The following is a 15,195-nucleotide window of genomic DNA, read 5'->3' as shown; positions in this document are numbered from 1 at the left end:
ACGGGAGATCGGGGCGTGGGAGACGAACATAAAGCGGTCACTCCTTCGTAACGGCGCATGACGAGCATTTCGTCAGACAGTAGTACATCACAAGTGATCCGTCAATCATACAATCCGGTGGCGCGGTGGCGCGGTGGCGCGGTGGCGCGGTGGCGGCAGGGCCGCCGGGAGGGGTGCGCGGCGCGGATGTCAGGCGGCGGAGCCCTGGGACTCCCGCAGATGCCGCAGTGCGGTCACGGCCGCATTGCGGACGTGCTGGGCGCAGAGCCGTGCGGCCTCCGCCGGTTCGCGGCGCGCCGCGGCCGCGGCGACCTCGCGCAGCTCGGCGACGGCCGCGCCCGAACGCCCCGGCTCGCTCATCGAGGTCGCGCGGAGCAGGCGCACGCGGGCCTGCAATCCCTCGATGATCCCCGCGAGGGTGGGGCTCCCCGCGCCCTCGACCAGGACCTCGTAGAACTGGTCCTTCGAGTCGAGCACGACGCGGATGTCCTCGGTGCCGGCGGAGGATGCCGCGAAGTGCTCCACGGCCTCGGAGAGCCGGGCGAGCTGAATATCGTCGGCGCGCTGCACGAATCGCTCGATGAGGAGCGATTCGAGCAGCGCGCGGATCTCGTAGAGGTCTTCGGCCTCGTCGAGGGAGGGTGTGGAGACGATGGCGCCACGCTGCGGGACGACGGTGACGAGGCCCTCGCTGGTGAGTTCGCGCAGCGCCTCGCGCACGGTGGTGCGCGAGACCTGGAGCTGCTCGATGAGCTCGCGCTCGACGAGGCGCTGTCCCGGGCGGAACTCGAAGTTGAGGATGGCGGTGCGCAGCGCCTGGATCACCTGCTGGCGCAACGGGGCGGCAACGCGATCCATCGCGGGCCTCGTCCAGGGGGATGCTGCAGGCGCTGAATCGCTCATGGCCTGTCCTCACTCTCGGTAGTGGTGATCATATCGCTCCGACGGCGAAGATGTATGACGAAGACCTTATCCGACGGCTGCGCAATAGCGCGAAGATATAGTACTGTATGACGATCGGTCAATCGATCGACAATGGTGTCGGAAGGAGCAACGGGAATGGACTACGCAGGGCTCGAGGGCAAGGTTGCGATCGTCACCGGGGGGACCGGAGGGATCGGCGAGGCGATCGTGGATCGCCTGATCCGCTCCGGATCGAAGGTCGTGATCGTCGGCACGAATGAGGAGCGCGCGCAGCAGCTCGCAGCGAAGTACCGTGAGCGCGCCATCGGGGTTGGGGCCGATGTGTCGACGGAGGCGGGCGTGGCGAGCTACATGGAGGCGGCGATCACCGTCTTCGGCTCTGCGGATCTCCACGTGCTGAACGCGGGCATCGCGGGCACTCCGGCGCAGCTGATCGCCGACGCCAGTGTCGAGGAGTGGGATCAGGTGATGGGGGTGAATGTCCGCGGACCGTTTCTCGGGATCCGGGCGGCGCTCCGCCACTACGCGACCGCGGGGGTGACGGGCTCGATCGTCGTGATGGCGTCGATCGCGAGCCTGCGCGGCGCGGCTGATCTGCTCGCCTACACGGCGTCCAAGCATGCGGTGGCGGGGCTCGTCGAGGGCGCCGCGGTGCATGCCGGGCCGGTCGGCGTGCGGGTGAACGCCGTGGCGCCAGGCCTGATCCCGACGCCGCTGTTCGGCGAGGCCGGGATGGAGAACATGCGCCAGCGCGCTTCCACCTCGCCACTGCGCCGCGCTGGCGATCCGGATGAGATCGCGGCGGCGACGGCGTTCCTGCTCAGCGAGGACGCCTCCTATATCACCGGCACGCTGCTGTCCGTCGACGGCGGCTCGAGCGTGCAGAACAACTGTCGTTACGGCGGCGGGGCGGGCCTGTGGGATCCTGCGGAGATCGACGCGCCGCTGCTGAAATCGTTCGGACGCCTGGACTAATCTGTCTGATTGTCATACGGTAATAACATCTGAAACGGAAGTGCTCGACGACGAGCACGGAGGGAGAACGCCGTGTATATCGTGACCGGAGTGGGCGGCTATGTGAGCTCGCGGGTTGCCGAGGCGCTACTCAGGAGCGAACCGGCCGAGCGCCTCATCGTGACAACGCGGAGCGCCGAGACGGCGGAGCGCTGGCGCGCGCGCGGCGTCGATGCGCGCATCGCGGACTACAATGATTCGGCCTCGCTGCAGCGCGGCTTCGAGGGCGGACGCTCCATCTTCATGATCTCCGGCATGGAGGCCGGCCCTCGCAGGCAGCGGCAGCACGGCGACGTGGTCGACGCCGCTGCCGCCGTCGGCGTGGAACACCTCGTCTACACCTCCTTCCTCGGCGCGGATCATCCCGGCGCGAGCTCGGTGGAGGTCGCCGATCATCAGTTCACCGAGCAGCGTGTGCGGGAGAGCGGCATGCGCTGGAACTTCATGCGCAACAGCCAGTACGCCGACGCCATGGCGGAGAACCAGGCGGCGATCGCTATCGCCTCCGGCGTGAGCGCGGGGAACACCGGCGGTGGCCGCGTCTCATTCGTCTGCCGCGACGACGTCGCCGAGGTCGCCGCAGCCCTGCTGCTCGGCGCGGGAGAGCCGAACACCGGGTACGACGTCACGGGTCCGGAGGCGTTCACCTACCGCGAGGTGGGGGAGATGATCTCCTCCCTCTCCGGTGCTCCGATCGAGATGCGGGACCTCAGCGACGACGAGATGTACGCCCTCTGGGACGGGCTCGGCGTGCCGCGCTCCGCGGACGGTGACTTCTCGGCCTCGCCCGTGCCGTGGGGTAGCGACGGGATGGTGACGCTCGGCCGAATGATCCGCGAGGGTCATTGCGGGAACGTGACCGATGTCGTCGAGCGGTTCACCGGGCGTCCGGCGCGGAGCCTCCGGGACCTGATGCGGGGCGCGCAGGCCGCGTGGCCCGCCCCCGGGAGCGCATCGGCATGAACGAAGCGCAGTACGAAGTCGTCATCGTCCGCTACGGCACCCGCAGCGGACACCGCGGCGAGGTCTACCTGAACTATTCGATCTACGGGGAGCCCGACGCCCCGATCGGCATGGACTACTACGTCTGGGTGATCCGCAACGCGCACCGCACGGTGCTCGTGGATACCGGCTTCTCCCCGCAGGGCGCGGAGCATCGGCAGCGGACCTTCGTCCGCGCGATCCCCGAGGTGTACGCCGCGCTCGGGATCGACCTCGCCGCGGAGCAGACGCTCGTCGTCACCCATGCCCACTACGACCACATCGGCAACCTCGCCCTGTTCCCGCGCGCGCAGGTGCACATCAGCGGCGCGGAGCTCGACTTCTGGCTGAGCCCGATGGGCGAGCGGAAGCAGTTCAGCCACTCCACGGAGCCCGACGAGATCGCGGCCCTCAGCACCGCCGTCTCCGAGGGTCGCGTCACGCGGGTCGGCGAAGGGGAGATCCTCGCCCCCGGCATCGAACTGCTCGAGATCGGCGGGCACACGCCGGGGCAGCTCGCGGTGAAGGTCGCCACCGACGAGGGGACCGTGCTGCTCGCCTCCGACGCGATCCACTACTACGAAGAGTACGAGTCGGACCTCCCCTTCGCCTTCGTCGCCGACCTTCCCGCGATGTACGCCGGCTTCGACCGGATCAGGGGCCTGATCGAGCGCGGCGAGGTCGACCACCTCGTCTCCGGGCACGACCCGGACACCCTGCAGCGGTTCACCCCGGTCGCGGACGGTCCGCTCACGGGCATCGCCGCGACCATCGGCCATGCGTCGCACGCACACCACCACGAGGAAGCAGAGCAATGACAGAACGAGCGGGATTCATCGGTCTCGGGAACATGGGCGGACGCATGGCGCGCCGTCTCATCGAGGGCGGCGTCGTCGTGCACGGCTTCGACCTGGATCCTGCGGCCGCGGCCGCGATCGGCGCGAAGGCTCACCCCGCCGCCGCGGACGTCCTCGCGCAGAGCGACGTCGTCTTCCTCTCGCTGCCCGACAGCCGCGTCGTGGAGCGCGTCGTGCTGCAGGACGAGCGCTTCCTCGCCGGCCTGCGGGCCGGGATGACCGTCGTCGACCTCAGCACCGCGGCCCCCGCCTCCACGAAGCGGATCGCGGCGGCCCTCGCCGAGCGCGGCGCCGCCTACGTCGATGCCGGCATCTCCGGCGGCGCCGCCGCCGCGGAGCGCGGCACGCTCACACTGATGGTCGGCGGCGACGCCGCAGCGCTCGAGCGCGCCCGACCGCTGATGGGCCGCTTCGCCGCGAAGATCGTGCATATGGGGGCCTCCGGCGCCGGGCACTCGACGAAGCTCCTCAACAACTTCCTGAACGCCATCAGCCTGTCGGCCACGGCCGAGGTGATGGTCGGCGCGAAGCGGGCGGGACTCGACCTGCAGCAGGTGCTCGAAGTGCTCAACGCGAGCTCCGGCGTCAACTTCGCGACGCTGAACCGCTTCCCGCACATCATCGAGGGGGACTATCTCGAGGGCGGGCTCACGAACGCACTGATGATGAAGGACGTCGTCCTCTACGTCGAGCACCTGCAGGAGCTCGGGGTCGTGTCCATGAACGCCCCCGGCCCGCTCTCCAGTTTCGGCCTCGCGAACGCCCTGGGCTACCGCGACGCCATCAGCAATACGGTCGTCGACGCCATCGGCGACGTCTCGGGCGGCGTCCGCCTGCACGACGGCGCCTGAGCGCGACGACTCCACAGAGATCGAGGAATCAGCATGACTGTCAATGAAGCGAGCCACCGCCAGACCTACGAGGAAGGGCTCGAGATGCGCCGTCAGGTGCTCGGGCACGACCACGTCGAGCGTTCCCTCGCGCAGGTGAGCGAGTTCGGCCGGCCCATCCAGGAGCTCGTCACCGAGTACTGCTGGGGCGGTGTGTGGACGCGGGAGGGGCTCGACCCCAAAACCCGCAGCCTGATGAACATCGTGATGCTCTCCGCGCTCAACCGCGGGCACGAGCTCGGGGTGCACGTGCGCGGCGCGATCCGCAACGGCGCCACCGTGGAGGAGATCCAGGAGGCGCTCATCCAGGTCGCCATCTACGTCGGCATGCCGGCCGGGCTCGAGTCCTTCCGCATCGCGGAGGCGAAGCTCGACGAGATGCGCGCGGCGGGCGAACTGTGAGCGAGCCGACCACGATCGGTTTCATCGGGCTCGGCAACATGGGCACGCCGATGTCGCGGCGCCTGCTCGATGCCGGTCTGGCCGTGCGAGGCTTCGACCTCGACGCCGCGGCGCGCGAGCGCTTCGCTAGCAACGGCGGCACCGCCTTCGACGACGTCGCCGCGATGGTGCCGGGCTGCGCGCTGCTCATCCTCATGCTGCCCAACTCCGACATCGTCGAGACCGTGCTCGAAGGCGAAGCCGGCGTGCTCGGGCGGATCGATCCGGACACCCTGATCGTCGACATGAGCTCCTCCGAGCCGCTGCGCACCCGGGCGCTGGCCGAACGTGTCGCCGCACGCGGCGGGCATCTGGTTGACGCCCCGGTGTCGGGCGGGGTCGGCGGGGCGAACGCCGGCACGCTCTCGATCATGGTCGGAGGGGAGGCCGCCGACGTCGCCCGCGCCGAGCCGGTGCTGGCGCACCTCGGCCGCGTCAGCCACGTCGGCGCCGCTGGCGCCGGGCACGCGCTGAAGGCCATCAACAACCTGATGTCGGCGACGCACCTGTGGGTGACGAACGAGGCGCTGCAGACCGGGATCTCCTTCGGTCTCGCCCCGGAGGCGATGCTCGAGGTGGTGAACCGCTCCAGCGGCCGCTCGGGATCGACGGAGCACAAGTGGCCGAAGTTCATCCTCGGGGAGAGCTACGACTCCGGCTTCAGCCTTGCGCTGATGCTCAAGGACATGCGGATCGCGACGGGACTGGCCGAGCATCTCGGGGTGCCGCACGCGCTCAGCGACGAGGCGGTGCGCCACTGGCAGATCGCCGCCGAGGATCTCGGCCGGGGCGCCGACCACACGGAAGTCGCGAGATGGCTCGCGCAGCACACGGAAGGACCGGAGGGACGATGAGCGAGAAGGACACGATCCGCGAGCGGGCGGAGGAGATCCTCGGCGAGTGGAACGGGAAGTTCCAGGCGGTCCTGGATCTGGACCCGGCGTTCATGGACGCCTACACGAAGCTCGAAGCGGTGCCGCATCGCAAGGGCGCGCTCGATGAGAAGATCCAGCATCTGATCCGGCTCGCCGTCGCCGCCAACGCCACGCACCTCTACGTGCCGGCCATCCGGCGCCATATCCGACGCGCGTTCCAGGCGGGGGCCACGCCGGCCGAGGTGATGGAGGTGCTCGAGTGCGCCGCGACCCTCGGCATTCACGCGATGAACATCGGCGTGCCGATCCTGGCCGAGGTGCTCGAGGAGGCCGGGCTCCGCTCCGGGCCGCGCGAGCTGGACGCGTACCAGCAGGGGCTGAAGGAGGACTTCACCCGCAACCGCGGCTACTGGCACGCCTTCTGGGATGAGATCCTCGAGATGGCGCCCGAGTTCTTCGAGGCGTACACCGACTTCTCCTCGGTGCCGTGGAAGAGCGGACCGCTCGAGCCGAAGGTGAAGGAGTTCGTCTACATCGCCTTCGACACCGCCGCGACCCACCTCTACACCTCCGGCCTGCGCCTGCACCTGCAGAACGCCGTGCGCTACGGCGCGACGGAGGGCGAGCTCGTCGAGGTGATGGAGATCGCCGCGACGCTGGGCATGCACGGCGTCTTCGAGGCCGCGCCCGTGCTCGCGGAGGAGATCCGCTCGCACGGCGAGGGGAGCGGAGCACGATGAGCGCGCAGCCCGCCTACCGGCTCGACGAGGCGACGCTCGCCGCGTTCCGCGAGATCCTGCCCGCCGACGCGATCGTCGTGGACGAGGCCGGCCGCGACGCGTACCGCGATCCCTACTGGCACCAGGAGGATCGCAGCTACGACTCCTCCGCCGTGCTCTACCCGGCCACCACCGAGGAGGTGCAGGCGGTGATGCGCGTCGCCGACGCGCACGGCGCCCCGATCTGGGTCTCGTCGCAGGGGCGCAACAACGGCTACGGCGGTCCCTCGCCCCGTGTGCGCGGCAGCGTGCTCGTGAGCCTGCGCCGCATGAACCGGGTGATCGAGATCAATCCGACGCTCGCCTATGCCGTTGTGGAGCCGGGGGTCACCTGGTTCGATCTGCACGAGGCGCTGCAGGCCGGCGGGCACGACGACCTGATGGTCTCCGTCCCCGATCTCGGCTGGGGCTCCGTGATCGGCAACACGATGGACAGCGGGGTGACCTACCTGCCGCTCGGCATGGACTACCAGGCGCCGACCGGGCTCGAGGTCGTGCTCGCCGACGGCTCCCTGCTGCGCACCGGCATGGGCGCGATCCCGGACTCCCCCTCCTGGCACGTCTACAAGCGCGGGCTCGGGCCCGTGCTCGATCCCCTGTTCGTGCAGTCGAACTTCGGCGTCGTCACCCGCATGGGCTACTGGCTGATGCGCCGGCCGGCCGTCTACGCCCCGCTCTTCCTGACGGTGCCGCGCGCCGAACAGCTCGAGCAGGCGATCGACATCCTCCGCGAGCTGCGTCTGGACGGGGTGATCCGCGGGGTGCCGGTGATGCAGAACACCATGACGCTCTCCTCGCACTTCCCGGAGCTGCTCGGGAAGATGCAGGCGCAGAACGCGACGTTCTCCGAGGCGCAGCTGCAACAGCTCGCCGACGAGAGCGGCGTCGGCCGGTGGGGGATGCGTACCGCGGTGTGGGGCGACGAGAGGATCGTCGCGCGCCAGATCGAGCAGATCCGCGAGGCGTGGGCGGCGATCGACGGCGCCAGGGTCGACCATCACCGCAGCTACCGGCGCGACGAGTGGGACCAGATCGAGCACTTCGTCGACAAGGTGCAGGCGGGTATCCCCAGCCTCGACATGATGGAGTCGTTGCCGGAGGGCATCGGCCATGTCGGCTTCTCCCCGGTGGTGCCGCTGGAGGGGGCGCGGATCCGCGAGGTGGCCGAGCTGCTCGAGCGGATCGTCGTCGAAGAGGCCGGCAGCAATTTCGTTGCCGGCATCTGCGTCATCAGCGAGCGCAGCGCCATGATCGTCAGCGGGCTGGTGTTCGACACGACCGATGCGGAGCAGACCACGCAGGCCTACGCGACCGCCAAGTCGATGGTGCGCGCGGCCGGCGAGCGCGGGTACGGCGAGTACCGTGCGCATCTCGACTTCATGGACCTCGCGGCGGAGCAGTACTCCTACGGCGACTTCGCCTACCGCCGCTTCGTCGAGAAGATCAAGGACGCCGTCGACCCGAACGGCATCCTCATGCCGGGACGCCACGGCATCTGGCCGAGCAACCGGCGCCCGGAGGACCGCGCGCAGTAGCCGCCGCGGAGGAGCTCAACGAGGAGTGGACTGGAACATGAGTACTGAATCGACCCCGGACGCGCTCGCCGCGCTGCGGGACGCCCTGACCGGCCCCGCGCATCTGCGCGGGGAGGACGGCTACGCTGAGGAGCTCGCGGGCTTCAACACGCTCTCCCCGCTGTCCCCCGATCTCGTCGTCGGCGCCGCCGATGAGCGCGACGTGCAGCTCGCGGTGCGCTACGCCCGTGCGGCGGGGCTGCAGGTGAGCGTGATGGCGACCGGTCACGGCTCCTACTGCTCGGTGCCGGAGGGCGTGCTCATCCGCACGCACCGGCTCGATGCGATCGACGTGGATCCCGGGGCCCGGCGCTTCACCATCGGCGCCGGCGCCCGGTGGATGGACATCCTCCCGAGACTCGCACCGCACGGTCTCGGCGCCGTGACCGGCTCCTCGCCGAGCGTCGGCGCCGTCGGGCTGACCCTCGGCGGCGGCATCGGGCCGCTCAGCCGCACCTTCGGCTGGGCGGCGGATCGCGCCGTCTCCTACCGGGTCGTCGACGGGCTCGGCGAGCTGCTGACGGTCTCCGCGGAGGAGCACCCCGATCTCTTCTGGGCACTCAAGGGCGGCAAGGTCGGACTCGGAATCGTCACCGAGATGACGCTGGAAGCGCTGCCGCTGCGGGAGGTCTACGGCGGGGGGATCTTCTTCGCCGAGGAGCACCTCGAGGCCGTGCTGCGCGCCTGGCTGCCGTGGGCGAAGTCGCTGCCGGAGTCCGCGAACACGTCCATCGGCATCCTGCGGCTCCCGGAGGACGTGCCCGCGCCGCTGGGCGGTCGGACGCTGGCCCACCTGCGCTACGCCTACGCCGGGCTCGAGCTCTCCCGGGAGGAGCTCGTCGCGCGCGGCGCCGAGCTCGTCGCGCCGATGCGCGCCGTTGCCGAGGCGCTCGTCGACGGCGTCGACGTGCTCGCCTGCGACCGGGTCGGCGAGATCCACGCGGAGCCCTTCGGGCCGTTGCCGATCTGGGAGCGCGGGGAGTTCCTCGACGAGGTCGACGAGGCCTACATCGAGACCCTGCTCGCGCATGCGGGCGCCGGCACCGATGCCCCGTTCTCGAATGTGGAGACCCGGCTGTTCGGCGGGGCGACGCAGCGCGAGCCCGCCGGCCCGAACGCCATCGGCGGGCGCGGCGCGGCCTTCTCGCTGCTGGTGATCGGCGTCGATGTCCCCGGCGTCACCGACGAGGCGCTGCGCCGCGTGGGCACCGCACTCTTCGACGATGTCGCCGACTACGCGCACGCCGAGGTCAACTACAACTGGGCAGGCCACCCGACCGCGCAAACGTGGCGGCGGCTGTGGTCGCCCGAGACAGCGGCGCGCCTCGCCGAGGTGCGCCGGCGCTACGATCCGGAGGCGCGCTTCGCCTACGGCAACCAGGAGGGATCGCGATGACGGAGATCAACGGGAGGGTCGCGGTCGTCACCGGGGGCGCCTCGGGTATCGGGCTCGGCATCGCCGAGGCGCTGCGGGAGGCCGGCGCGGCCGTGGTGATCGCCGATATCGAGGAGGCCGCGCTCGCGCGGGCGTCCGCCGAGCTCCGCGTGACGGGGAAGCGCGTCGACGTCGCCGACCCCGACAGTGTGCAGCGGCTGGCCGACGAGGTCGTCGCCGAGTTCGGTCCCGTCGGCATCGTGGTGAACAACGCCGGAGTCGGGCCGCTCGCCCGCATCGAGGATCTCACCCTCTCCGATTGGGACTTCATGCTGAACGTGAACCTCAAGGGCGTCATCCACGGCGTGCGGAGCTTCCTGCCGCTGCTCATCGCGAACCCTGACGGCGGGCACCTGGTGAACACCGGGTCGATGGCGTCCTTCGCGTCGATGGCGAGCGGCGGCGCGTACAACGTGACGAAGTACGGCGTCGCCGCGCTCACGGAAACGCTCGCGCTGGAGCTCGCCGAGGACCACCCCGCGGTGCGCGCGACGCTCCTCGCCCCCGGTACGGTGCGCACGAACATCAAGTCGAGCCTGCGCAATCAGCCGGCGGGCCGCTCCGGCGGGCTCGCCGATGTCGATATCTCGGGCGCGCAGGCCGCGGACATGCGCTGGATCGACCCGCTGGAAGCGGGCCGGATCACGGTCAATGCGATCCGGGAGAACCGGCTGTACGCACTGACCCATCCGGACTGGTGGCCGATCGTCGAGACGCGCTTCGCGCAGATCGAGCGGGCGTTCGCTGACGGGATCGCGGAGCTCGCGCCCGAGGCGGAGGCCGCGCCGTGAGCGGCCGCATCGCCCGGGCCGGGGTGCTGCGGGAGGTCGGACGGCCGTTCTCCATCGAGGAGGTGGAGCTGCTGGCTCCCGCCGCGGGCAGGGTCATCGTGCGGACGCACGCGAGCCCGTTCTGTTCCACCGATGTGAAGAACTGGAAGGGGCAGCTCTACAAGATCCCGCCGACGATCCTCGGGCACGCCTCCATCGGCGAGGTCGTCGAGGTCGGCCCCGGCGCCCCCGCGACGCTCATCGGTCGGCGCGTGGTGGTGCCGGGGACGCCGGAGTGCGGGCGGTGCTACTACTGCTCGATCGGCGAGCCGTGGCAGTGCGGCGAGCTCTTCGACCTCGGCGGCATCTACCCGGATGTGGCGCACGGCGCCGACGGTGCGCTGATCTCGTGTGCCGGCTGCGTCGGGGGCTATGCGGAACTCATGTCGATCTCGGCGAACCAAGTATTCCCCATCGACTCCGACCTGCCCTCGGACGTGCTGTCGATGCTCGGCTGCGGGATCAGCACCGGCGTCGGGTCGGTCGTCAACATCGCCGCGCTGCGCCCCGGCGAGAGCGTCGCGATCGTCGGGGCCGGGCACCTGGGGCTCTGGATGCTCCAGGCCGCGCGGTCGTTCGGCGCCGGCAGTATTGTGGTCATCGAGCCGCACGCCGGGCGGCGCGCCATCGCCGAGCGGCTCGGGGCCGACCTCGTGCTCGACGGCGTCGACGTCGAGGCGACCGTGGCGCGCGTGCAGGAGGCCGCGGGCGGGCGCGGCGTCGATATCGCGCTGGAGGCCGCCGGGCCTACCGCATCGCAGCGGCTCGCCGTGCGGCTGACGCGGCGTGGCGGCCGGACCGTGCTCAGCGGCTTCGAGATCGGCGGGGCGGATGTCGCGCTGCCGCAGGTGGAGACCGCGCTGCAGAGCCGGCGGATCCTGAGCACGCAGAACGGACACGTGCGCATGCGCACCGATCTGCAGCGCTACGCCGGGCTGCTGGAACGCGGCGTGCTCGATCCCGCGCCCATCTACACCCGGAGCTACGCGCTCGACGAGCTCGACCGCGCGCGCGACCGCTCCGGATCGCTCGACGACGTCTGCGGCATCGTCGTGTTCTGAACGTCGGATCCCCGACCCGAGACCGTCGAAGCGCTGAACTGCCGAACCGCTGAGTCCTCGCTGTACCGCTCCGCCCGGCGGACCCTCCGTCGCGCGGGTTATCCGCCTGCCGTCGAAGGAGATGCCACCGAATGTGCACCATCGCTCACCACGCTGCTACCGCAGCCGACGCCACCATGGGAACCGCCGCCGCGAAGCCCGGGGTCTCGCGCCGGAGAATGCTGCAGACCGCCGGTCTGGGGGTGCTGGCCGGCGGCGCGGCCGTCGCGCTCGCCGGCTGCGCGCCGGCCGCCGCTCCCGTGAGCGCCGCCGCCGCGCCCGTGCCTGTCGGCACCCGCTCCAAGCTCGTGCTCCTCGGCACGACGGGCGGCCCGGGGATCGTCGCCGACCGTGCGGGGATCTGCTCCGCCGTCGTGGTCGACGGCGCGGTCTACCTCGTCGACCTGGGGCACGGCGCCCCGAGCCAGATCGTGAAGGCCGGTCTCGCCTCCGCGGAGGACTCGGCCACGAACGCCTCCCTCGCGGCGTTGCGCGGGATCTTCATCACCCATATGCACTCCGACCACATCGCCGAGCTGCCCGCGCTGCAGATCACCGGGATGTGGAACGGGCTGAAGGACCCGGCGTCGCCCGTGCAGGTGTACGGGCCGGGGAACCGCGGCGGGCTCTCCCCGCTGGCCGGCGCGGCGGATCCCGCGGTGATCGCCCCCGACAACCCGACCGCCGGCACCGTCGACATGCTCGCCCTGATCAACCGGGCCTTCGCCGCCGACCTCAACGAGCGCATCCGCAGCAGCGGCGGCGTCGATCCGCTCGCCGTGCTGCAGGGCCACGACATCGCGCTTCCCTCCGGCGTCGCCTCGCCGATCGATGCGGAGCTGATGCCCGACATCGACCCGTTCGACGTCTACGAGGACGAACTGGTGAAGGTCACCGCCACGCTCGTGAATCACGCGCCCGTCTTCCCGTCCTTCGGCTTCCGCTTCGACACGGCCGACGGCTCGGTCACCTTCTCGGGCGATACCGGACCTTCGGCGAATCTCGCCCGCCTCGCGCAGGGGACCGACATCCTCGTGCACGAGGTGATCGACCGCGAGTGGGTCGAATCGATCTACCCGGAGCCGCGCACCGACGCCGCGGCGGCGACGGTCGCGCACCTGCTGAACTCGCACACCTCGATCGAGGAGGTGGGGCGGATCGCCACCGAGGCCGGGGCGAAGCACGTCGTGCTCAACCACATGGCGCCCGCGACGCATCCCGAGGAGAAGTGGCTCGAGGTGCGCGACCACTTCGACGGGGAGGTGACCGTCGGCACCGATCTCGCGGAGTTCGCGATCGGGTCCTGAGTATCCGACGGGACGACGAGGCCCGGTCACCGCGGTTCGCGGCGACCGGGCCTCGTCCGTCAGGGAGCCTCAGTCGCGGTAGCGCGCCGGCCAGATCCCGTGCCGGCCCGGCATGATGATGCCGCGCGGGTCGACCGCGTCTTTGATCGCTTCGACGAAGCGGCGGTAGGCGTGGTCGCCGAACGAGTACTGCGCGGCGGCCCGGTCCATCACGTCGATGTGGGCGCGGTACTCCCCGTAGCCGAGCTCCGCGATCTCGTCGATGAGCAGGCGCACGGTGTCGAAGGTGTCGCGCACGTGCTGCGGATCGCGCCGGTCGAAGCTGAGGGAACTCACGATCATGGCGCTGCGGTCGTTCGTCGGGAAGATCGCACAGACGAAGTTCGCCCCGGTGCGCTCGATCACGCGCTGCTTGATCCGTTCGACCACCGCGACGACCTCGCGCCCCTGCAGCGGCACGATCGGGGAGAACCCGACGTGCCCCACCCAGTCGGGCATCTGCTCCATCATCTCCATCCCGGGGATGCCGGCCGAGATCTTCTGCATGAACGTGCCGATCTCGTCCCAGTTCTCTGGCGTGAAGCGGCCGAGCACGTCGACGCGGGAGCCCTCGAGCGCGCCCCAGGCCTCCTGGATCCGGCGCAGGTGGTGCGCCACGACCGGGACGTCGCCCCACAGTGCGGTACGCACGCCCCAGCGGCCGATGCCGGTCGCGGCGGCGAGGCCGTCCAGGCGTTCCTCCGGCCAGGTGGCGTCGGCGCCGGGGAACATACCGAGGTGCTCGGGGAACTGCGTGCCCATCGTGATGAGGTTCTGCAGGTTCGGCACGCCGCGGATGACGCCGTCCAGGCGCAGCTCGCGGATGATGTCGATCGCCTGACCGAGCTGATGCTCCGCCGGGACCGAGAGGTACAGCGGCATGTACGCCTTCGGGCGGCGCATGAGCCAGACGCCCATGCGCGAGACGATACCGAAGTTCGACTGCGTGAACAGCGGGTCGAGCGTGGGCCCGAGCCCGCGCTTGTAGACGTGCCAGGAGGGGGAGTCCGGGATCGCCCCCATACCGGTGCGCAGCAGCGAGCCGTCGGCGAGCACCACCTCCATGCCGGTCGGGGCCTGGAAATCGGTGCCGAGCGGCAGATAGGTCATGCCGTTGTCCATCGAGTTACCGATGATGGACCCCCAGCCGACGTCGGGGACGGAGAGCATCAACTCGTCGCCGCGCTCGTGCAGGGCGGCGTGGAGGTCGATCCAGCGCACCCCCGGTTCGACGACGGCGTAGGCGAGCTCCGTATCGATGTGAATGATCTTGTCCATCCGGCGGAGGCTGATCAGCAGCGAGCCCGCGACCCGGGGCGAGGGACCGCCATAGCCGTTGTTGCGCCCCTGCGAGGAGACCCAGATGGGGATCTCATGACGGTGCGCGATGCGGACGATCTCCTGCAACGCCTCGCGGTCGGCGGGGAAGACCGCGCCGCAGGAGTCGTAGCTGCGATCTTCGGCGTGCCAGTAGGGGTCGCGGTACTGATCGCGCTCCTCCTCGGTGAGGAGTATGTGATCGCGGCCGACGACGGCGATGAGCTCGTCTCGGGCGGCGTCGGGGAGCTGGAACGGGGCGTGCTGCGCCATGGGGATCCCGCCCTCTATCCGTGCCGGACCGCGGCGGCGGCGCGGGCGTACTCGTCTTCGGTGACCTCGTCGAGCCAGGTGGTCTCGCCGAGCGAGATGGCGGTGTGGCCCATCAGCGAGTCCTCGCCGCCGCCGTGCCAGTGGTGCTCGCCGGCCTCGATCCAGACGGTGTCTCCCTGCGTGATCTCCCGCGTCGTGCCGTCCTCGCCGGTCACGTAACCGCGACCGCGGAACACCTGCAGGATCTGCCCGTGCTCATGGAAGTGCCAGTAGGTGCGGGCGCACGGCGTGAAGATCACCGAATTGATCTTCACGCCCGGGCGGTCGGTCATGACGGCATCCGCCCACACTTCGCCGGTGAAGGTGTGCTCGGAGCGGGTCGAAGGGGTGCCGGCTCGGCCTGCGAGGACGCGCATATGCCTGGCTCCTTTCCTGAGGGAGGTGGATTGTCGGACGATACGCTAGCAGGCCCGTCAAGGAATTAATAGTTTTAATAACTGTAACTACTTTGCTAGGCTGATGATGTCGTGAGTTGGAAGTGATGTATCGCGAAGGAGCG

At 70.1% G+C, this 15,195-nt stretch carries 15 protein-coding genes; 12 read left to right on the top strand and 3 right to left on the bottom strand.

Translation table 11 applies throughout. The features are described from left to right. Window positions 1-189 precede the first annotated feature (189 nt). On the bottom strand, window positions 190-903 hold the full coding sequence (locus tag MUN78_RS14675; RefSeq protein WP_244727425.1) for a GntR family transcriptional regulator: 714 nt from the start codon (window positions 901-903) through the stop codon (window positions 190-192). A 156-nt stretch (window positions 904-1,059) separates the two neighbouring features. On the opposite strand from MUN78_RS14675, the gene MUN78_RS14670 reads away from it, so the two are divergent. The 12 genes from MUN78_RS14670 to MUN78_RS14615 all read left to right on the top strand — a co-directional run bounded on the left by MUN78_RS14670 (window position 1,060) and on the right by MUN78_RS14615 (window position 13,007). Next, complete coding sequence (locus MUN78_RS14670) at window positions 1,060-1,899, top strand: SDR family NAD(P)-dependent oxidoreductase (protein WP_244727423.1); 840 nt, start codon at window positions 1,060-1,062, stop codon at window positions 1,897-1,899. 72 nt (window positions 1,900-1,971) lie between these two features. Beyond that, window positions 1,972-2,901 (top strand): NAD(P)H-binding protein, encoded by a 930-nt coding sequence (locus tag MUN78_RS14665; RefSeq protein WP_244727421.1) that lies wholly within the window; start codon window positions 1,972-1,974, stop codon window positions 2,899-2,901. After that, the gene (locus MUN78_RS14660) at window positions 2,898-3,737 is read left to right on the top strand and encodes an N-acyl homoserine lactonase family protein (RefSeq protein WP_244727419.1); all 840 of its coding nucleotides are present in this window, start codon (window positions 2,898-2,900) and stop codon (window positions 3,735-3,737) included. The genes MUN78_RS14665 and MUN78_RS14660 overlap by 4 nt, the downstream gene beginning before the upstream one ends. Beyond that, a complete protein-coding gene (locus tag MUN78_RS14655) occupies window positions 3,734-4,627 on the top strand; it encodes an NAD(P)-dependent oxidoreductase (RefSeq protein WP_244727416.1) in 894 nt (297 codons plus the stop codon). The genes MUN78_RS14660 and MUN78_RS14655 overlap by 4 nt, the downstream gene beginning before the upstream one ends. 33 nt (window positions 4,628-4,660) lie before the next feature. Further along, the gene (locus MUN78_RS14650; protein WP_244727414.1) at window positions 4,661-5,068 is read left to right on the top strand and encodes a carboxymuconolactone decarboxylase family protein; all 408 of its coding nucleotides are present in this window, start codon (window positions 4,661-4,663) and stop codon (window positions 5,066-5,068) included. After that, a complete protein-coding gene (locus tag MUN78_RS14645) occupies window positions 5,065-5,961 on the top strand; it encodes an NAD(P)-dependent oxidoreductase (RefSeq protein WP_244727413.1) in 897 nt (298 codons plus the stop codon). The genes MUN78_RS14650 and MUN78_RS14645 overlap by 4 nt, the downstream gene beginning before the upstream one ends. Beyond that, window positions 5,958-6,722, top strand: a complete 765-nt coding sequence (locus tag MUN78_RS14640; RefSeq protein WP_244727411.1) for a carboxymuconolactone decarboxylase family protein — start codon at window positions 5,958-5,960, stop codon at window positions 6,720-6,722. The genes MUN78_RS14645 and MUN78_RS14640 overlap by 4 nt, the downstream gene beginning before the upstream one ends. Continuing rightward, on the top strand, window positions 6,719-8,296 hold the full coding sequence (locus MUN78_RS14635) for an FAD-binding oxidoreductase (protein WP_244727409.1): 1,578 nt from the start codon (window positions 6,719-6,721) through the stop codon (window positions 8,294-8,296). The genes MUN78_RS14640 and MUN78_RS14635 overlap by 4 nt, the downstream gene beginning before the upstream one ends. 37 nt (window positions 8,297-8,333) lie before the next feature. After that, window positions 8,334-9,731, top strand: coding sequence for an FAD-binding oxidoreductase (locus MUN78_RS14630; RefSeq protein ID WP_244727407.1), 1,398 nt, complete (start codon window positions 8,334-8,336; stop codon window positions 9,729-9,731). Next, on the top strand, window positions 9,728-10,561 hold the full coding sequence (locus MUN78_RS14625) for an SDR family NAD(P)-dependent oxidoreductase (protein WP_244727405.1): 834 nt from the start codon (window positions 9,728-9,730) through the stop codon (window positions 10,559-10,561). The genes MUN78_RS14630 and MUN78_RS14625 overlap by 4 nt, the downstream gene beginning before the upstream one ends. Next, window positions 10,558-11,661 carry an alcohol dehydrogenase catalytic domain-containing protein gene (locus MUN78_RS14620; protein WP_244727403.1) on the top strand — a complete coding sequence of 368 codons (1,104 nt, stop codon included), beginning with the start codon at window positions 10,558-10,560 and terminating at the stop codon, window positions 11,659-11,661. The genes MUN78_RS14625 and MUN78_RS14620 overlap by 4 nt, the downstream gene beginning before the upstream one ends. A 131-nt stretch (window positions 11,662-11,792) precedes the next feature. Continuing rightward, window positions 11,793-13,007 (top strand): MBL fold metallo-hydrolase, encoded by a 1,215-nt coding sequence (locus tag MUN78_RS14615; RefSeq protein WP_244727401.1) that lies wholly within the window; start codon window positions 11,793-11,795, stop codon window positions 13,005-13,007. Between the two features lie 69 nt (window positions 13,008-13,076). Here MUN78_RS14615 and MUN78_RS14610 read toward each other — a convergent pair whose 3' ends face one another. After that, window positions 13,077-14,636, bottom strand: coding sequence for an FAD-binding oxidoreductase (locus MUN78_RS14610; protein WP_244727399.1), 1,560 nt, complete (start codon window positions 14,634-14,636; stop codon window positions 13,077-13,079). Between the two features lie 14 nt (window positions 14,637-14,650). After that, window positions 14,651-15,052 (bottom strand): cupin domain-containing protein, encoded by a 402-nt coding sequence (locus tag MUN78_RS14605; protein ID WP_244727397.1) that lies wholly within the window; start codon window positions 15,050-15,052, stop codon window positions 14,651-14,653. Window positions 15,053-15,195 lie beyond the last annotated feature (143 nt).

This window comes from Leucobacter allii (assembly GCF_022919155.1).
GTDB classification, from domain to species: domain Bacteria; phylum Actinomycetota; class Actinomycetes; order Actinomycetales; family Microbacteriaceae; genus Leucobacter; species Leucobacter allii.
This window is presented reverse-complemented; position numbering and strand designations above follow the sequence as displayed.

Bases quoted from the DNA above. Each gene is read 5' to 3' on its own strand.
- MUN78_RS14605 (WP_244727397.1), bottom strand. From the start codon at position 15,052: ATGCGCGTCCTCGCAGGCCGAGCCGGCACCCCTTCGACCCGCTCCGAG.
- MUN78_RS14625 (WP_244727405.1), top strand. From the start codon at position 9,728: ATGACGGAGATCAACGGGAGGGTCGCGGTCGTCACCGGGGGCGCCTCG.
- MUN78_RS14640 (WP_244727411.1), top strand. From the start codon at position 5,958: ATGAGCGAGAAGGACACGATCCGCGAGCGGGCGGAGGAGATCCTCGGC.
- MUN78_RS14630 (WP_244727407.1), top strand. From the start codon at position 8,334: ATGAGTACTGAATCGACCCCGGACGCGCTCGCCGCGCTGCGGGACGCC.
- MUN78_RS14655 (WP_244727416.1), top strand. From the start codon at position 3,734: ATGACAGAACGAGCGGGATTCATCGGTCTCGGGAACATGGGCGGACGC.
- MUN78_RS14670 (WP_244727423.1), top strand. From the start codon at position 1,060: ATGGACTACGCAGGGCTCGAGGGCAAGGTTGCGATCGTCACCGGGGGG.
- MUN78_RS14610 (WP_244727399.1), bottom strand. From the start codon at position 14,636: ATGGCGCAGCACGCCCCGTTCCAGCTCCCCGACGCCGCCCGAGACGAG.
- MUN78_RS14660 (WP_244727419.1), top strand. From the start codon at position 2,898: ATGAACGAAGCGCAGTACGAAGTCGTCATCGTCCGCTACGGCACCCGC.
- MUN78_RS14650 (WP_244727414.1), top strand. From the start codon at position 4,661: ATGACTGTCAATGAAGCGAGCCACCGCCAGACCTACGAGGAAGGGCTC.
- MUN78_RS14635 (WP_244727409.1), top strand. From the start codon at position 6,719: ATGAGCGCGCAGCCCGCCTACCGGCTCGACGAGGCGACGCTCGCCGCG.
- MUN78_RS14675 (WP_244727425.1), bottom strand. From the start codon at position 903: ATGAGCGATTCAGCGCCTGCAGCATCCCCCTGGACGAGGCCCGCGATG.
- MUN78_RS14615 (WP_244727401.1), top strand. From the start codon at position 11,793: ATGTGCACCATCGCTCACCACGCTGCTACCGCAGCCGACGCCACCATG.